The sequence below is a fragment of the Faecalimonas umbilicata genome, assembly GCF_004346095.1.
GTDB lineage: Bacteria > Bacillota > Clostridia > Lachnospirales > Lachnospiraceae > Faecalimonas > Faecalimonas umbilicata.
Map to the genome: position 1 here is coordinate 1 of NZ_SLZV01000014.1, position 17,077 is coordinate 17,077.

Sequence of the window (17,077 nt, forward strand, 5' to 3'; positions counted from 1 at the left end):
GTTTGTGAAAACTAAGGAACCGCCTAGTACTGAACGGTATGCTAGGTGGTGTGAGAGGTCGGCTAATCAATTAATGATTAGCCTCCTACTCGATTGCGGTTCTATTTGTGCTTGCAGGATGCTGTGTGTCTAAAGCCGCTCAGAACATTAAGAAGAAAACTGAGAGTATTTCTTCGGTGAGATGCCGACTGCCTTTGTAAATGTCTTCAGGAAGTTACTGTAATCGTTGAACCCGCATTCTTCACATACCTCATTGACCGATTTCCCTTCAGCAAGCAATGACTTTGCGATCGTGATTCGTTTGGCAGTAATATATTTGTTGATCGTTGTCCCGGTCGCAGATTTGAAAATACGGCACAGGTAGGAAGGACTCAGATAGAAATTTTCGGAGAGTTCTTCGATTGTCAGTGGATTCTGAATGTGCTGGTTGATATAAGTCAGAATCCGGTCAACCTGTTGGTGCTGCGTCGAGCGAAAAGAAGATGTGACAGGGAGGTTGTTGTCAGAGAAAATTTTATTCAAAAATACCATTAATTCTGTGAACGTGGCTTTCTCTATAAGATCTGCGCCGAATCCGTCTGTGCTGACAAGTTTATGAATGAAGTACTGAAAGAGCTTTTGCTCCTCGGCATTCAGAGAGCGCTTGTGCAGGTTTGGATTGGAAGCATCACGAGAAGAAAAGCAGTTATCCAGATTGGTCTGCCCAGAAGAAAGCTGTTTTAAAAAGTCTGGAAAGATAGATAAAACAATCCGCTCATGGACTTTCTCGTCAATATAAGTTAAATGGTGGCTTTCATACTGATTAATGAAGAAAATATCCCCTGGTTCGATGCTGTAGAACCGGTTATCAATGAGAAACTGTTTGCCGCCGGAAATAGAAAAATAAATTTCATAGCTTTCGTGAATATGTACATCCATGGTCTTTTCATCATTGTATAAGTGGGCAACAGCAAAAGTTTTCTGATCTAAACAAGAAGCGATTGCTTCTTTACATGAACGTTGTAATTCCATATCAAACCTCCTCAAAATTTGATAAAATTATAACAGATTTTGTGAATTTTTACAATTCGTCTTTGGATGATTGTACTCTTTTAAAAAGTATTTGCTGCCTTTTTCGGAAAACACCTACCGCCGTATATTGACATTCCAGGAGCGTCAATTTATAATCAATAATTAGGGGACTAACAAATGGAGGATAATATGGAACGGGACATTGCGATTGGCAGAATAATCGGCATTTTGTCAAATCAGATCAAGAGACAATTTGACAGTTCTGCCTCAAAGACAGGTGTGACCGGAGTGCAGGGACGGGTGTTGCATTATCTTTTGGGACAGCCAAGAGAACAGGAGATTTTTCAGAAGGATCTGGAGGAAGAGTTTAATTTAAGAAGATCTTCAGCTACGGGTATCTTACAGCTTATGGAGAAGAACGGATATATCGAACGGGTTCCGGTGGAATATGATGCGAGATTGAAGAAAATAGTAGTACTTCCGAAAGGGCTGGAGGCAAGTGCGGCAGTGGATGAGGATATCCGATATGTAGAATCTAAGCTGCAAGATGGACTGACAGAGGAAGAATTGGAAATTTTTCGACGGGCAGCAAAGAAGATGCTAAGAAATCTCCAACAGTCGAGGGATGGAGAAGAAAAAGGATAATTTTATCTTGCAAGGGAAAAGAGCGGATAGCTGCAAGGCTAAAAATAGAATTGACAAGTGGAAATAACCGTGCTATTCTGTTACGGTGTAAAATAAAGTGCCGGATGGGCTATAAATTTTTTCTGTTTCTGATTTAAACAGAAAAGATTTATAGCCTTTTTGTGTACTAAAAAAGGAAAAGATAAAGGAGGAGTTGTTAAATGAAACAATCAGAAAATCAAATGGGAACGAAAGCAATTTTTCCTCTCTTGATGGGGATGTCTGTTCCGCCGATGATTTCGATGCTGATTCAATCTTTATACAATATCGTAGACAGTATTTTTGTAGCTAAGCTGGGAGAGGAGGCGCTTACAGCAGTCTCTCTCGCTTATCCGCTTCAGAATTTAGTACTTGCCGTGGCGGTAGGACTTGGTGTAGCAACGAATGCAGCGATTGCAAGAAATCTTGGAGCAAAAAAAAGTGAGGAGGCAAATGATGCGGCGGCACATGGGCTTGTGCTGACAGGTATTCATTCGATATTTTTTATTTTGCTTGGAATCTTTTTTACAAAACCATTTTTGCAGATGTTCACAGATAATCCGACGGTGCTGGAGTGGTCCTGTCAGTATTCTTATATTGTGATCTGCCTTTCGTTTGGATCGCTCTTTCATATTGAGATTGAAAAGATGTTTCAGGCGACAGGAAATATGTTTTTACCGATGATCATGCAGGGGGTGGGAGCGATTGTGAATATTATCCTTGATCCGATCATGATCTTTGGACTGTTTGGATTCCCAGCGATGGGAGTACGGGGAGCAGCGACAGCGACGATTCTTGGACAGTTTTCCGCGTGCATGTTATCCATCATCTTGTTTTGCAGACACAGTGGAGGACTTCAGATTCATATGAAGGGATTCCGCATGAAAGGAAGGATTGTCAGACAGCTGTATCTTGTAGCGGTTCCATCTACCGTGATGATGTCCCTTCCGTCTATCCTGATCGGTGTTTTAAATGGAATTTTAGGAGCTGTTTCCCAGACAGCAGTTGCGGTACTTGGAGTGTATTTTAAACTTCAGATGTTTGTCTATATGCCGGCAAATGGAATCATTCAAGGAATGCGTCCGATCATCAGTTACAATTATGGAGCAGGGGCCAAGAAGAGACTTCATGAGACAATTAAGGTCAGTGTGCTGGTGACAGCGGTCATTATGGCAGTGGGAACGATTCTGTTTATGGGATTTCCAGAGCCGGTTCTTTCTTTGTTCAGTGCCACAGAAGAAATGCAGAAGATGGGAGCACAGGCGCTTCGGATCATCGGAACTGGATTTATTGTATCTGCATTGGGAACAGTATTTGCCGGTGTGTTTGAGTCGATGGGAAAAGGAATTGCGTCTCTGATCGTATCTCTGTTACGACAGCTGGTCATCATTGTTCCATGTTCTTTGATGCTGATCAAGGTGATGGGAGTTGCGGGAGTGTGGTTGACATTTCCAGTATCAGAGGCAGTGGCAGCAGTTGTTGCCTCTATTCTTCTGTACCGTATGATGAAGAAAATTTAGCATGCATAGTTTAGGGCGGCGGATAGCACCTGTCCACAATCTTAAAGAAAGATTCAGAAAAACAAGGTGGAATTTTTCAGAAAAAAGTAGTAAAATATAGGAAAGATACAGAAAATAAAACCGATACGCACAAGAAGGGGGCGTCAGTATGAATCAGGAATTGATCAGACAGTTAAAATATGTGAAGCAATGCATCGTAAACAAAGAAATGCGTGGAAATGACTGGGAGGAACAACAGGAGGCTGTCAACAAGTTGGAAGAAGTCATTAATTATCTCAAAGATGAAGAAGGGAAAGCGGTCGAGTTCGATTCTTGATCGGCGAGACGTGGCAGCCGACTTAAAGAATGTGAATCGTATATAGAAGAAAGTAACGGCAGAGAAGGGAAGACCGATTTTGCCGGATGAAAAATCCCCCCTGGGCAGACAAGGCGATAAGCGGAAATCTGCTCAGGGATTTTTTGTTCCTGTTTTCAGTTGTGGACAGGAACAATTTTTATTTGCGGAGGAAATTGCTGAGATATTGCTATTCACTTTCTGGATATGATATAGTTGTTGTGGAAAAGGAATATACTGACCATTTTTGGAAGGACAAAACAGAAGAGAATAAGGGAGAGACATATGGCACAGAAGAAGATAACAGCATTGATTTTTGATATGGACGGACTGATCTTTGACTCAGAGCGCGTTGTGCAGCGTTCCTGGAACCGAGCAGGAGAGGTGCTCGGAATTCCCGAAATGGGAGAACATATTTATCATACGATTGGATTTAATGTGGTGAGAAGAGAACAATATTTTCGCACAGCCATCCGGGAAGATTTTCCGATGGATAGGTTTAATGAACTGACAAGAGCATTTTTTAAAGAAATCGTAGCATCTGAAGGTCTGGCGATGAAACCGGGGGTGAAAGAGCTGATTGCCTATGCAAAAGAGAATGGGTATAAGCTTGCGGTCGCCTCGTCTTCGAGAAGAGAACATGCGGTGAACTTGTTGACAGAAGCAGGAGTATACTCGTATTTTGACGGTAGTGTTTTCGGGGATATGGTAAAAAATGCGAAGCCGGATCCGGAAATTTATCGGACTGCCTGTGAAGTGATCCAGGCAGTGCCGGAGGAGACGGTAGCATTGGAGGATGCACCGGCGGGTGTGAAATCTGCATCAGGGGCAGGTCTGCGGGCGATTATGATCCCTGATCTTGTACAACCAGATGAGGAGACGATGAAGGATGTCTGGAAAAAGTACAATACACTTCTGGATGTCTTGGAGTTATTAAAAGAACAAGAGGCAGATAACAAAAGGAATATGTCCGGGGGGAAGGAATAAAAAGAGAAAAAGGAGAGGGAGATGAAAATGAGAGAAAAATCAAGAGAAAATCATAGTGGAAGTCAGGCTTTGGCAGGACATCGCAAAGCACTTTTTCTGACGATTCTGGCGCTGGCATGGCCGACACTTTTGGAACAGATGCTGCAGACACTTGTACAGTATATTGATGCGGCGATGGTCGGAAGAATCGGCGCAGAAGCCACGGCAACGGTCGGGATGAGCACGTCGGTCACATGGCTTGTGAACGGACCGTTGTTTGCAATGGGAATTGGATTTATGGCATTTATTTCAAGGGAAATGGGAGCAGAAGCATTTGATAATGTGAAGAGGGCATCTGTGCAGGCAGTGATCGTTACCGTGGTGACCGGAATCGGAGTTGGGGTATTGACACTTGCTGTCAGTCCGATTCTTCCAACGTGGATGGGAGTAGATCCGGCGATCAAAAAGGATGCGTCCCTCTATTTTGCGATCATCTGCCTTCCGATGCTCTTCCGCAGTGCGATCATTATTTTCGGAGCGCTGCTTCGGGCAGTGGGAGATACAAAGACACCAATGTATGTCAATGTTTGTATGAATCTTGTGAATATCGTCCTGAATTACCTTTTTATCTATGATACAAGAATGATCAAAATCGGTGGAGCCAGTGTGAAAATGTTTGGATTCGGATATGGGGCAGTCGGAGCCGGAATCGGAACGGCAGTCTCCTTTGTAGTTGGCGGAATCTTTATGACGATCGCACTTTATAAAAACCGATATGTATCTCCGGCGGGATGTGAAATCCGCCCGGAGAGGGAAATTATGGAACCTTGTATTCGCGTTGGATTTCCGGTTGCGATGGAACGCATGGCTACCTGTCTTGGTCATGTCGTGTTTGCATCGCTTGTGACAGGACTTGGAACAGTGGCTTTTGCGGCGCACTCGATTGCACTGACAGTAGAACAGGCGTTTTACATCCCGGGATATGGAATGCAGGCCGCAGCAGCTACTTTGGCAGGAAATGCCATTGGTGCAAAAGACCAGAAACGGCTGCACGAATTGACAAGGATGTTGATCGTGATCATTCTTGTGATTATGACTGTATCCGGAGCGCTCTTGTTTTTCATGGCACCACAGCTTTTGCAGCTGTTTACGAAGGAAAGTGATGTCATTGCACTTGGAACGGTTGTCCTTCGTATGGTTGCAGTATCAGAGCCACTATTTGGTGTATTGATTATCCTCGAGGGAATTTTCAATGGGGTAGGAGATACGGTAAAGCCGTTTTACTATGCGCTATTCAGTATGTGGTGTGTGAGAGTGTTAGGAACATTCTTCTGTGTCAAAGTATTCCATCTTGGACTGTATGCAGTGTGGGGATGCATGATCGCTAATAATGTCTGTCTGGGAAGTTTGTTTATCCTGCGATATCTGCGGGGAGGCTGGAATCCACTGAATAAAGAGAAAAGTAGAAAATAAAAATAGTAGTAGGAATCGTGATAAGTTCAGGAAGGCAATGTGGTAGTGAGGCGATCATATGAAGAAAATTGTAATAATCCCAGATTCTTTTAAGGGAACGATCAGCAGCCAGGAGGCAGGCAGAATTATTGAGGAAGAGGCAAAAAAGAGATGGCCGGATGTGGAAACAGTTCGGATGGAAATAGCGGACGGAGGGGAGGGAAGCGTGGATGCTTTCCTCTCTGTTTTAGATGGGGAGAAAAAACAAGTAAAGGTGAGGGGACCTTATGGCGAGCAGGTGGAAAGTTTTTATGGAAAAATAAAAGAAACAGCAGTCATTGAAATGGCAGCAGCGGCAGGACTTCCTCTTGCAGGGGAGCGCTTAAATGCCGGGGAAGCTACAACTTATGGGGTTGGAGAGTTGATTTTAGATGCGCTTCAGGGAGGAGTGAAGAAAATCATATTAGGACTTGGGGGAAGTGCTACAAACGAAGGGGGTGCTGGTGCGCTTGCGGCATTGGGAGTTAAATTTTTGAATGAAAGAGGAGAAGAATTTATTCCGGTTGGGAATACTTTGCATTGTATTAAAAAAATTGATCTGTCAGAGCTTGACCAACGAATAAAGGAAACGGAAATTTTGGTTATGTGTGATGTCAGTACCGTTTTGTGCGGAGCAAACGGAGCAACTGCAATATTTGGACCACAGAAGGGGGTAGAACCGGAGGACGTTTCCAGATTAGATGACGGATTGAGACATTTTGCAGAGAAAATATATGAGGTGACCGGAAAGGAAATTTTGCAATTAGAAGGAGGCGGAGCTGCTGGAGGAATGGGAGCTGGTATCGCAGCGATTCTTGGGGGAAAGCTGATGAGTGGAATTGATGTTATGCTGGATACGATCACATTTGAGGAGGTTTTGAAAGATACATCCATGGTAATTACTGGGGAGGGAAAGATTGATGGACAGAGTTCCTATGGAAAAGTAATTTCAGGGGTAGCGAAACGGGCAAAGAAATATCAGGTTCCGGTGATCGCACTTGCGGGGGCAGTCACAGAAGATGCAGATCTGTTGTATGAGATGGGAGTCAGTGCAATGTTTGGGATTAATAGAAGAGCATTGTCATTTGAGGAACTAAAAGCGACAACGAAAATAGATTTGAGAAAGACAGCAGAATCGATCTTCCGTTTGATGGATCTGTCCTCAAAAGTTTAGTTTTTTTTCACTTGACGATGAATGAAATTTGACAGATAATAGAGTTCGATTTAGAGAGAGGAACATAGCAGGACGAAACAGGCGCACTTGCGGCTGTCGGAAGAGGAAAGAAGAAAAAGTATATTGAAATAGAATAAAAGAAGAGGAGAATTTATGAAGAGTTTTTATACAAATGGAACGATTTTGACCATGGAAGATGACGTACTGTATGCAGAGGCAGTGTGTGTGGAGAATGGGCGGATCAAGGCGGTCGGAACAGCCGGGGACGTGTTGAAGCTTCGGGAGGATGCAGATGAGATGATTGATCTGAACGGTGCGGTGCTGATGCCGGGATTTATTGATGCACATTCTCATTTTGTCGGTGCAGCCAATGCGATGACGCAGTGTGATCTGTCTCTTTGCAAGGATTTCGGAGAGATCATAGAATTGATGAAAGCGTTTAAAGAAAAGAGAAATCTGCCGGGGGATGCATGGATCATCGGATGTAATTATGACCAGAACTTTCTTGCAGAAGGAAGACATCCGGATAAGACGGTGTTAGATCAGATCAGCAGTGAGAATCCAGTTCTCTTAATCCATGCATCTTCTCATATGGGTGTGACAAACAGCCGTGGACTGGAGGTTCAGGGGATTACGGAAGCGACAGAGGACTGTCCGGGTGGACGTTACGGAAGAGTCGCAGAAACGAGAGAACCGGATGGTTATATGGAAGAGAAGGCATTTCTGGCATTCCAGGAAAAGCTTCCGATGACATCGATGGAGGAGTTGATGCGACTGATCGGGGAAGCGCAGAAGATGTATGCAAGCTACGGGGTGACAACGGTACAGGATGGAATGGTTGCAAAGCCGTTGTTTCAGCTGTTAAAGTATGCATCGGGTGCAGGACTTCTGAAGCTGGATGTCGTTGGCTATGCTGATGTAATGACTGCAGCAGACTTGCCGGAGACGGAGCCGGAATATGCGGGACAGTATAAAGATCATTTTAAAATGGGCGGCTTTAAAGTGTTCCTTGATGGTTCTCCGCAGGGAAGAACAGCGTGGATGACAACACCTTACGAGGGAGACGACACATACTGTGGATATCCGATCCACAGCGATGAGAAATTAAGAGAGTATATTGCAGTCGCTTTGGATAAAAAGCAGCAGCTTCTCGCACATTGTAACGGGGATGCGGCGGCAGAACAATATATCTCACAGTTTGAGAAAGAATTAGAAGCAAGAGGAGAGAAAGACAGCAACCGTGCAGTGATGGTACATGCGCAGCTTGTCAGAAAAGATCAGCTGGGGCGAATGAAAGCAATCGGGATGATTCCGAGTTTTTTCGTGGCGCATACTTACTACTGGGGAGATATCCATATCAAAAATTTTGGAGCGCAGAGGGGAAGCCAGATTTCACCGGTAAAAGATGCGCTTGAGGATGGAATGAAGTTTACATTTCATCAGGATACACCGGTAGTTCCGCCAGATATGATGCGGACAGTTTCCTGTGCAGTGAACCGTGTGTCAAGAACCGGTCAGGTGATTGGGGAAAATCAGAGAATCCCGGTGCTTGATGCGCTGAAAGCGATCACAAGTTATGCGGCATACCAGTATCACGAGGAGCAGGAAAAAGGAACAATCGCTGTTGGAAAATATGCGGACTTTGTCGTGCTTGATAAGAATCCTCTGGAGACAGATGTGAAAGCACTTGCGGATATCCAGGTGCTTATGACATTGAAAGAAAATGAAGTAGTCTATCGCAGAGAAGAAGTGCAAAAAGAGAACGTAAGAGAAGGAGAGGCAAGTCATGAATAAGCGCAGCAAAGGGATTGCACTGGCAGTGATCACTGCAGTTATGTGGGGGATTATGGGGATTTTCGTGAGAGATCTCTCGAAATACCAGTTTTCCAATATTGAGATTTCTTTCTTTCGATGTGCTCTGGCGGGGGCGGCGTATTTTGTATTCCTTCTGATCACAAAGCCGGCAGCGCTTAAAATCAATCTGAAAGGGATTATTATTTGCATCGTGTATGGGGCAGTCGCCTACAGTATCAGCTTTGTCAGCTATAGTGTGGCAGTATCGAGAATTCCGGTTGGGGTTGCGACAGTACTGATGTTTATGAGCCCAATCTGGGTTGCAATCCTTGGAAGGTTTATGTTTGGGGAAAAACTCGAGAAAAGCAAGATTATCACGATCTTTGTCTGTCTGATTGGCGCTATACTTGTGGCAAATCTGATCGGAGGAGGAAATATCAAACTGGATGCGATCGGTATTCTTGCGGGAGTGGTCAATGGAATCGGTGTCGCGTTGCAGATCTTGCTTCCAAAGTTTTTCGCGAAAGATTATGACCGAGATACACTGCTTGTCTACGGATTTCTTGGAGCGGCAGTGGTTCTGTTGTTTGGAATGGATTTTGGTGCAGTTGCAGGACATTTTGCGGCGGCTCCGGTGACCAATCTTTTGTGGGATCTGTTTGGGATTGGAATCCTCTGTACGATGGTGGCGAATGTGGCATGTGTGAAATCTACTCAGTATGTAGAGGCGACAACAACGAGTATTTTATCTGCGCTGGAAGTTGTTGTAGGGACATTGGTTGGATTCCTTGTGTTCCATGAGCATCTGACTATTTTGCAGATGATCGGGGCGGTCATTATCGTTGTAGGTGCGATTGGATCTGAGCTGGTTCAGGGAAAGAAGAAGACGGAATTAAAAAAGTAGAGGGTTCTATAATACCATTAATTTAATTATTGACGATTGAGAAGAAACAAAACGTCCAAGAAGCTTGTGTGTTTACAAGCTTTTGGACGTTTTTTGGGTTCTAAGTACAGTATCATGGATTTTGGACAGACTCGTATTCAGTGTGTTAAAGTCTTAAAACGATATAGGCAAATGAGAATAAAAACATCTATGTGCTTGTAGTGTAATAGCAAGAGAATACCTTGACAAGTATATACTTTATCTCGTATGCTTTTAGAAAGCCCTTTCACGGGGAAATGTAATAAGGAGAGGAAATGGAATCAAGAAACATGAACATTTATGATATAGCAAAAGAAGCAGGAGTCTCAATCTCTACGGTGTCGAGAGTGCTCAATCATAAGGGTAACGTAAATCCTGCGACGAGAGAGAGAGTAGAGGAGGTACTTGAACGCAATCACTATACACCAAGTGCCATTGCACGAGGCATGGTCAGTAAGTCTATGCGTACGGTTGCAGTGCTTACGGTGGATATTCGTGTGCCGCACTATGCTCGGACGGCATACACGATTGAGCGGGAATTAAGTCACAGAGGATATGAAGTTACTCTCTGCAATACAGGTGGAGAGGCAGAGGAGACAGAGAAATATCTGCAGACGATGTTGGAGAAAAAGGTAGATGGAATCGTTCTAGTCGGATCTGTGTTTAATACGATCTGTAAGAAACCGGAAATTAAAAAGCTTCTGCGGACGGTTCCGGTTGTTTTGGCAAATGGAAAGCTGGAAATGGCTAATTCCTATTCGGTTCTTGTAGACGATAAGTATGGAATTGCACTTGCGGTAAATGAATTGCTCAAAAAAGGACACAGAGATATCTATTATGTAAAGGATATGGATACTGTCAGTGCCCGGCTCAAATGGGAAGGGTTTGTCGATACACTGCAGCATGCCGGAATTGCTGAGGCAAAGAAGAAGGTATTACATACAACATCTGATCTGGAAGGTGGAATGCGGGCAGTCAGAGAGCTGATCCAAAGCGGAAAGAAATTCTCGGCATTGGTCTGTGGAGAAGATATTACAGCGGCAGGTGCAGTGAAAGCACTTTTGCAGGAAGGTTACCGGATTCCGGAAGACGTGGCTGTGACAGGGTACAATAATTCAGAATATGCAAGGATCTGTGAGCCGACACTTACAACGATTGACAATAAACCGGAACTTGTTGCAATGTTCAGTGTACAGCTTTTGACAAGTCTGATCGAGAAGACAGATGCATATTCTTCCTGCACGATCCAGCCGGAACTTGTAGCGGGAAAGACAGTCTGAGTTCTTCAGGCCTTATAGGCTGAAGAACTCTTTGATCTGTTCTGCAATAATGTTCATTAATTTTGTCCTCGCTTCGATACTTGCCCATGCGATATGAGGAGTAATAAGAAGGCGGTTACTGTCAGAAAAGCCGCGGAGCGGATTGTCTGTGCGCATGGGCTCTTCAGACAGAACGTCTAGACCGGCAGCTCGTATTTCATCTGTTTCCAGCGCCCGTTTCAAATCTTTCTCCACGACGATCGGACCGCGACCAAGATTTAAGAAAATAGCGCTTTTCTTCATTTTTCGAAATGCCGAAAAATCGATGAGATTTTCCGTATGCTTATTTAACGGTGCATGTACGGATACAATGTCGGCAGTCTCAAGGAGCAGATCAAGGGAAACTTGATGAAAACCTTCTTGAGGAGCCGCGCCTGAAGGTGAAGAGTAAATCACGTTTGCTCCGAATGCGTTTGCAATGGAGGCAACTCTTCGACCGATATTTCCAAGACCAATGATTCCCCATGTCTTGCCTTTCAGTTCATAAAAGGTCTTCTCAAAGTGTGTGAAGATCGTATCATTTGTATAATGGTCATTTTTGACATAATCGTCATAATATCTCAAATGTTCCAGAAGATAAAACAGCATGGCAAAGGTGTGCTGTGCAACCGATTCCGTAGAGTATCCGGCAACATTCCGCCATGCAATGCCACGTTTGTCTAAATACTCTTTATCAAGATTGTTCGTGCCAGTAGCTGTTACACAGACTAATTTAAGATTTTTTGCAGTTCCAATCGAAGCCTCGTTGATCAGGATCTTATTTACAATAATCACATCGGCATCCAAAACGCGCCCGGGAACTTCCTCCGGAGTAGAAAAAGAGTATTTGACAACCTCTCCGAACTGGTCAAACTGGGAGAGGTCAAGATCATCGCCGATTGTCTTCGCATCTAAAAATACAAGTTTCATGTAGTAGTCTCCTTTCTGTTCGCTGCATGGCAGGTTGTTGCCTGTAGACAGTTTCTGCGACAGCGATAGTTTATAAAAGTTTACCATGAATGTACTAGTTATGTAAATTCTTTGTTTTTGAATATCTTTGAGAATGCCATTGGTGCGACAAATTCCTGATGTAGAACAAGATATTGTGAAAGCCCTTTCTTAAAAATGATTTAAAAACCTTTCCTAAACATAATAAATGTTAAAAATAAATCGTTATTTTGCACTAAAACAAATATAAAAAACAGACATAATGACGAAAATAGTTGTTTTTCATCACATATATTGACAAAATATGATAGATAACTATAATGAAAAATAAGGAAAGCGCTTTTACAAAGTTTCAAAAAATAATTAGTTTGTTTTGAAATTGACAATTGTAAAAGGCAAAATGTTTCAGAAAGTTGAAAGGAGATCACATAATGAGAGTTCAATATGATGTGATGGTGCAGGAATTTGCACGTGTATTAGAGAAAAAAGGATTTCGGAGAGAGGATGCAGAGAGTGCAGCAGTGATTTTTGCACAGAACAGTCTGGCTGGTGTGTTTTCTCACGGACTCAATCGCTTTCCGCGTGTCGTAAGTTATCTGGAAAAAGGAGAGATCGATCCAGATGCGCGCGCAACATGCGAGATGAGTATGGGTGCGATTGAGCGATGGGATGGACATCGTGGATTTGGTCCGCTGAATGCAAAGCGTGCAATGGACCGAGCATGTGAACTTGCAAAAGAATATGGAATCGGATGTGTTGCTCTTGGAAATAACAATCACTGGATGAGAGGAGGCACTTATGGATGGCTGGCAGCGGAGAATGGATGCATCGGAATCTGCTGGTCTAACACAATGCCGAATATGCCTGCATGGGGTGGAGCAGACAGAAAGATCGGAAATAATCCGCTGATCATGGCAGTTCCTCGCTCAAATGGAGAACATGCAATGGTAGACTGTGCCGTGTCACAATTTTCTTACGGAAAGATTGAAGATTGTCGTCTGCGCGGTGTGCAGCTTCCGGTTCCGGGTGGATATGACACAAAGGGAGAACTCACAACAGATCCGGCAGAGATTGAGAAGACATGGCGCGTACTTCCGATGGGATATTGGAAGGGAAGTGGACTTTCTATTATGTTAGATTTGATTGCGACGGTTCTGACAAATGGAAATTCAGTACAGAAAATCGGAACATTCGGAGATGAAGTCGGGCTGACACAGATTATGATCGCAGTCGATCCGACAAAATTCCAGACAGCAGAAGAGACAGATAAGATTGTGGACGAGATTCTTGCAGATATCAAATCTTCGGAGCCGGTTACCGAAGGCGGAGAAGTCTTCTATCCGGGTGAACTGGAATTGAACAGCATTCGTGACAACAAAGAACATGGAATCCCAGTTATTGAGGAAGTATGGGAATCTGTTCTGAAAATGTAAAGTGACAGATACTAGGAGGAAAAGTTATGGAATATATCATTGGTATTTTGCTGCTCATCTCATTTGTCGGACTGGCAGTCTACGCGGTTCGCGGCGGAAATTTGATGATGGGTATGCTCATTATGGGAGTCATCTGGACAGTTCTCCCACTCATTGGAAATACATTTGCAACAAATCCTGATTTTATAGCGGCTTACCCGGGAGTGACGGATATTTCTTTCGTAGATGCGATCACGAAAGTATTCCAGTCAGGACCAGAAGGATGGGGAAGCGTACTTGTAAATGTTGTGTTTGGCGCATGGTTTGGCCGTGTGCTGTTAGAAACTGGAATTGCGGATGCATTGATTCGAAAAGCCGTAGAGCTTGGTGGAGATAAACCGATCGTTATATGTGTGCTTCTGTCAACTGTGACAACAGCCATCTTCTCTACATTATTCGGAGCAGGTGCAGTAGTTGCGATCGGTGTGATCATTCTTCCGATCCTTATGAGTCTTGGAATTCCGAAAACGCTTTCCATCGGTTCGTTCATGATGAGTGTCGGTGCAGGAATGTATTTAAACCCGGTGCTTTCTGGTCAGTTCCTCGCATTCTTCCTCGGGGAGGATGGAAAACAACTGATCACATACGATGATCCTGCACGCTTAAGATGGGCGGTGATCGGCCTTGCAGTACAGCTTGTTCTAGTAATCACAATGTGTGCATTTACACTGAGAAAGAAAAAGACAGTACATGCGTGGAGTGCTTCGGCGGCGAGAAAAGCCCGTCCGGGATATGTGCCGACACCGGCTCTGATCGCTCCGATTCTTCCGGTGCTTCTGCTTGTTATTTTCAATGTGCCGATCATTCTTGGATTTATTATAGGAAGCTTCTACGCACTGATCATCTGTGGAAGATTAAAGACATTCCGCGGGGCATGCCGTGTGCTGAATAAAGATTTCTATGACGGTGTAGTAGACACTGCTCCGCTTGTAGGATTCCTTCTGATGATCCCGATGTTCAACAAAGCAGCAGAACTTTGTGTTCCGTATTTCAATGCACTGCTTGGAAATGTTATTCCGAACAACACACTAATCATCAGCATCGCATTTGCAGTACTGGCACCGCTTGGATTGTTCCGTGGACCGTTTACCTTATTTGGATGTGGGGCAGCTACGCTCGGAATTTTAAAAGGAATCGGATTTTCCACTCCATATCTGTATGCACTGATGGTCATTCCTTCAATCACGATGAATGTATCAATCTGTATGACACAGAGCTGGATCGCATGGGGTGTAAGCTATGCAAAAGTTTCTACAAGAGAACATTTGAAGAAGACATTGCCGGTTGCATGGATCATCTGCGCAATTATGCAGGCAATCACATATATCATGTTTGGTTAAGGAGAGGGTGAAAATGAGTAATAGAAAAGTACGCATGGGAATAGATGTCGGCGGAACCCATACAAAGGCAGTTGCGATCGACAATGCAACACATCAGATCATCGGAAAGTCTTCCGTGAAAACATCGCACGATGACAAAGCAGGTGTGGCAGCCGGTGTTGTTCAGGCATTTCAAAATTGTCTGAAAGAAAACCAGATCGATCCGAAAGATGTTATCTTCGTTGCCCACTCTACGACGCAGGCAACCAATGCGTTGATCGAGGGTGATGTAGCGCATGTAGGTGTAGTCGGAGTCGGGCCGAAAGGGGTAGGCGGATGGCTTGCAAAAGCACAGACAAATATGAAAGACATCAATTTAGGATCCGGAAGATTTATCCGTCTGCACAATCGCTTCATCTGTGATGAGAAACTGTCTGACCAGCTTGTGACAGATACGATCAAATCTCTCGTAGGAGAAGGGGCGCAGGTAATTGTTGCCAGTGAATCTTACGGTGTAGACGATATGGAAAATGAGACAGGGATCTGTGCGATTGCGAAAAATATGGGGCTCGAAGCGACGGCGGCAAGTGAGATCACAAAGCTTTACGGACTTACACGCCGTACACGGACAGCTGCGATCAATGCTTCTATCCTGCCGAAAATGCTGAACACTGCTAATTCTACAGAGCAGAGTGTCAGAAGCGCAGGTGTGGAAGTGCCTCTGATGATCATGAGAGGTGACGGAGGTGTTATGGAGATCAGCGAGATGAAGAAACGTCCGGTACTGACAATGCTTTCCGGACCGGCAGCCTCTGTGATGGGAAGTCTGATGTATCTGCGTGCTTCTAACGGTGTATATTTTGAAGTAGGTGGTACGACAACGAATATCGGTGTCATCAAAGACGGACGTCCGGCCATCGATTACTCCGTTGTAGGAGGACACAGAACTTATATCAGCAGTCTGGATGTGCGTGTGCTTGGTGTGGCAGGTGGAAGTATGGTACGTGCGGATAGAGGCGGTATCAAAGATGTAGGACCACGTTCGGCGCATATCGCAGGGATGGATTATGCCGTATTTACTCCGGAAGAAGAAATCGTAGATCCGAAAGTTGTCTTCTTCAGCCCGAAGGAAGGAGATCCGGATGACTATGTGGCGATTGAATTGAAGAGTGGGAAACGGATCACAATCACAAATACTTGTGCGGCAAATGTCCTTGGACTGATCAAGCCGGAATATTTCGCATATGGAAATGCCAATGCGGCAAGAAAAGCAATGCAGCCGCTTGCGGATTACATGGGAAAAACAGTGGAAGAAGTCGCAACGCAGATCCTGACAAGAGCTTACGAAAAGATTCAGCCGATCATCATGGATCTGGCAGAAAAATATCGTTTGGAAAAAGATCAGATCAGTCTTGTCGGAGTCGGCGGAGGTGCCGCATCTCTGATCGGGTTCTGTTCAGATAAAATGGGACTTCGTTACTCGATTCCGGAAAATGCGGAAGTAATTTCTTCTATTGGTGTTGCGCTCGCGATGGTACGTGATGTTGTAGAGCGTGTTGTGCCAAATCCGACACCGGAAGATATCCGCTCCATCAAGGCGGAAGCAATTGACAAGGCAGTAGAAAGTGGTGCGGCAGCTGACAGCGTGGATGTCCACATTGAAATCGATCCGCAGACATCGAAACTGACTGCAATCGCACTTGGATCTACAGAAGTGAAGACAACAGACTTACTGAAAGAATGTACGCCGGGGGAAGCATGCGAGCTTGCGGCAGAAGATTTAAAAGCATCCAAATCAGAAGTCAAAGAAGAATGTGCGACAAAGAACTTCTATGTATTTGGGATGGAACGAAAAGGAAAACATCCAGTCCGTATCCTCGATAAAAAAGGATTTATCAAAGTGCAGAGAAATGATGCAAAAGCAGTTCTCTGCAAGGCGGGAAGCTACCGTAATATCGTTTCCCAGCTCTGGGAAGAACTGGCGATCTATCAGCAGGATGCGATCTTAAGACCGGACTATTATATTTGTGCCGGCGCAAGAGTCATGGACTTTGCAGGTTCTATCGATCTGGATAAGATTATGATGCTGATGGAAGTAGAGATGCAGATGATCAATCCGGGAGAGGATGTGATCATCGTGGGAGCAAAGAACAGTTTGTAAAAGA

At 44.3% G+C, this 17,077-nt stretch carries 14 protein-coding genes; 12 read left to right on the forward strand and 2 right to left on the reverse strand.

Annotation, left to right across the window (positions count from 1 at the left end; translation table 11 throughout):
- Window positions 1-147: 147 nt before the first annotated feature.
- Window positions 148-1,011, reverse strand: coding sequence for an AraC family transcriptional regulator (locus EDD74_RS07570; RefSeq protein ID WP_116441461.1), 864 nt, complete (start codon window positions 1,009-1,011; stop codon window positions 148-150).
- A gap of 189 nt (window positions 1,012-1,200) precedes the next feature.
- Between EDD74_RS07570 and EDD74_RS07575 the strand changes: the two genes are divergently transcribed.
- From EDD74_RS07575 to EDD74_RS07610, 9 genes are all read left to right on the forward strand, one after another.
- Window positions 1,201-1,656, forward strand: coding sequence for a MarR family winged helix-turn-helix transcriptional regulator (locus EDD74_RS07575; RefSeq protein WP_009263142.1), 456 nt, complete (start codon window positions 1,201-1,203; stop codon window positions 1,654-1,656).
- A 200-nt stretch (window positions 1,657-1,856) separates the two neighbouring features.
- Window positions 1,857-3,194, forward strand: a complete 1,338-nt coding sequence (locus EDD74_RS07580; RefSeq protein WP_116441460.1) for an MATE family efflux transporter — start codon at window positions 1,857-1,859, stop codon at window positions 3,192-3,194.
- A gap of 148 nt (window positions 3,195-3,342) precedes the next feature.
- The gene (locus EDD74_RS15065) at window positions 3,343-3,510 is read left to right on the forward strand and encodes a hypothetical protein (protein WP_008976757.1); all 168 of its coding nucleotides are present in this window, start codon (window positions 3,343-3,345) and stop codon (window positions 3,508-3,510) included.
- Window positions 3,511-3,813: 303 nt separating this feature from the next.
- Window positions 3,814-4,515, forward strand: coding sequence for an HAD family hydrolase (locus tag EDD74_RS07585; protein WP_116441458.1), 702 nt, complete (start codon window positions 3,814-3,816; stop codon window positions 4,513-4,515).
- A gap of 21 nt (window positions 4,516-4,536) precedes the next feature.
- Window positions 4,537-5,967 (forward strand): MATE family efflux transporter, encoded by a 1,431-nt coding sequence (locus EDD74_RS07590; protein WP_008976755.1) that lies wholly within the window; start codon window positions 4,537-4,539, stop codon window positions 5,965-5,967.
- Between the two features lie 58 nt (window positions 5,968-6,025).
- Complete coding sequence (locus EDD74_RS07595) at window positions 6,026-7,159, forward strand: glycerate kinase family protein (protein WP_116441457.1); 1,134 nt, start codon at window positions 6,026-6,028, stop codon at window positions 7,157-7,159.
- A gap of 153 nt (window positions 7,160-7,312) precedes the next feature.
- A complete protein-coding gene (locus tag EDD74_RS07600) occupies window positions 7,313-8,953 on the forward strand; it encodes an amidohydrolase (protein WP_116441456.1) in 1,641 nt (546 codons plus the stop codon).
- Window positions 8,946-9,857 (forward strand): DMT family transporter, encoded by a 912-nt coding sequence (locus EDD74_RS07605; RefSeq protein WP_116441455.1) that lies wholly within the window; start codon window positions 8,946-8,948, stop codon window positions 9,855-9,857. The genes EDD74_RS07600 and EDD74_RS07605 overlap by 8 nt, the downstream gene beginning before the upstream one ends.
- A 293-nt stretch (window positions 9,858-10,150) precedes the next feature.
- Entirely contained in the window at window positions 10,151-11,155 is a 1,005-nt protein-coding gene (locus EDD74_RS07610; protein WP_008976746.1) for a LacI family DNA-binding transcriptional regulator, read from the forward strand.
- A gap of 12 nt (window positions 11,156-11,167) precedes the next feature.
- Here EDD74_RS07610 and EDD74_RS07615 read toward each other — a convergent pair whose 3' ends face one another.
- Window positions 11,168-12,103 carry a D-2-hydroxyacid dehydrogenase gene (locus EDD74_RS07615; protein WP_116441454.1) on the reverse strand — a complete coding sequence of 312 codons (936 nt, stop codon included), beginning with the start codon at window positions 12,101-12,103 and terminating at the stop codon, window positions 11,168-11,170.
- 449 nt (window positions 12,104-12,552) lie between these two features.
- Here EDD74_RS07615 and yiaK point away from each other — a divergent pair, with 449 nt between their 5' ends.
- From yiaK to EDD74_RS07630, 3 genes are read left to right on the forward strand one after another with little or no spacing between them, the layout of a single operon-like run.
- Window positions 12,553-13,554, forward strand: coding sequence for a 3-dehydro-L-gulonate 2-dehydrogenase (gene yiaK, locus EDD74_RS07620; protein WP_008976744.1), 1,002 nt, complete (start codon window positions 12,553-12,555; stop codon window positions 13,552-13,554).
- A gap of 26 nt (window positions 13,555-13,580) precedes the next feature.
- Window positions 13,581-14,933, forward strand: a complete 1,353-nt coding sequence (locus EDD74_RS07625; protein WP_116441453.1) for a citrate transporter — start codon at window positions 13,581-13,583, stop codon at window positions 14,931-14,933.
- 13 nt (window positions 14,934-14,946) lie between these two features.
- Complete coding sequence (locus EDD74_RS07630) at window positions 14,947-17,073, forward strand: hydantoinase/oxoprolinase family protein (RefSeq protein WP_116441452.1); 2,127 nt, start codon at window positions 14,947-14,949, stop codon at window positions 17,071-17,073.
- Window positions 17,074-17,077 lie beyond the last annotated feature (4 nt).

Bases quoted from the DNA above. Each gene is read 5' to 3' on its own strand.
- EDD74_RS07570 (WP_116441461.1), bottom strand. From the start codon at position 1,011: ATGGAATTACAACGTTCATGTAAAGAAGCAATCGCTTCTTGTTTAGAT.
- EDD74_RS07575 (WP_009263142.1), top strand. From the start codon at position 1,201: ATGGAACGGGACATTGCGATTGGCAGAATAATCGGCATTTTGTCAAAT.
- EDD74_RS07580 (WP_116441460.1), top strand. From the start codon at position 1,857: ATGAAACAATCAGAAAATCAAATGGGAACGAAAGCAATTTTTCCTCTC.
- EDD74_RS15065 (WP_008976757.1), top strand. From the start codon at position 3,343: ATGAATCAGGAATTGATCAGACAGTTAAAATATGTGAAGCAATGCATC.
- EDD74_RS07585 (WP_116441458.1), top strand. From the start codon at position 3,814: ATGGCACAGAAGAAGATAACAGCATTGATTTTTGATATGGACGGACTG.
- EDD74_RS07590 (WP_008976755.1), top strand. From the start codon at position 4,537: ATGAAAATGAGAGAAAAATCAAGAGAAAATCATAGTGGAAGTCAGGCT.
- EDD74_RS07595 (WP_116441457.1), top strand. From the start codon at position 6,026: ATGAAGAAAATTGTAATAATCCCAGATTCTTTTAAGGGAACGATCAGC.
- EDD74_RS07600 (WP_116441456.1), top strand. From the start codon at position 7,313: ATGAAGAGTTTTTATACAAATGGAACGATTTTGACCATGGAAGATGAC.
- EDD74_RS07605 (WP_116441455.1), top strand. From the start codon at position 8,946: ATGAATAAGCGCAGCAAAGGGATTGCACTGGCAGTGATCACTGCAGTT.
- EDD74_RS07610 (WP_008976746.1), top strand. From the start codon at position 10,151: ATGGAATCAAGAAACATGAACATTTATGATATAGCAAAAGAAGCAGGA.
- EDD74_RS07615 (WP_116441454.1), bottom strand. From the start codon at position 12,103: ATGAAACTTGTATTTTTAGATGCGAAGACAATCGGCGATGATCTTGAC.
- yiaK (WP_008976744.1), top strand. From the start codon at position 12,553: ATGAGAGTTCAATATGATGTGATGGTGCAGGAATTTGCACGTGTATTA.
- EDD74_RS07625 (WP_116441453.1), top strand. From the start codon at position 13,581: ATGGAATATATCATTGGTATTTTGCTGCTCATCTCATTTGTCGGACTG.
- EDD74_RS07630 (WP_116441452.1), top strand. From the start codon at position 14,947: ATGAGTAATAGAAAAGTACGCATGGGAATAGATGTCGGCGGAACCCAT.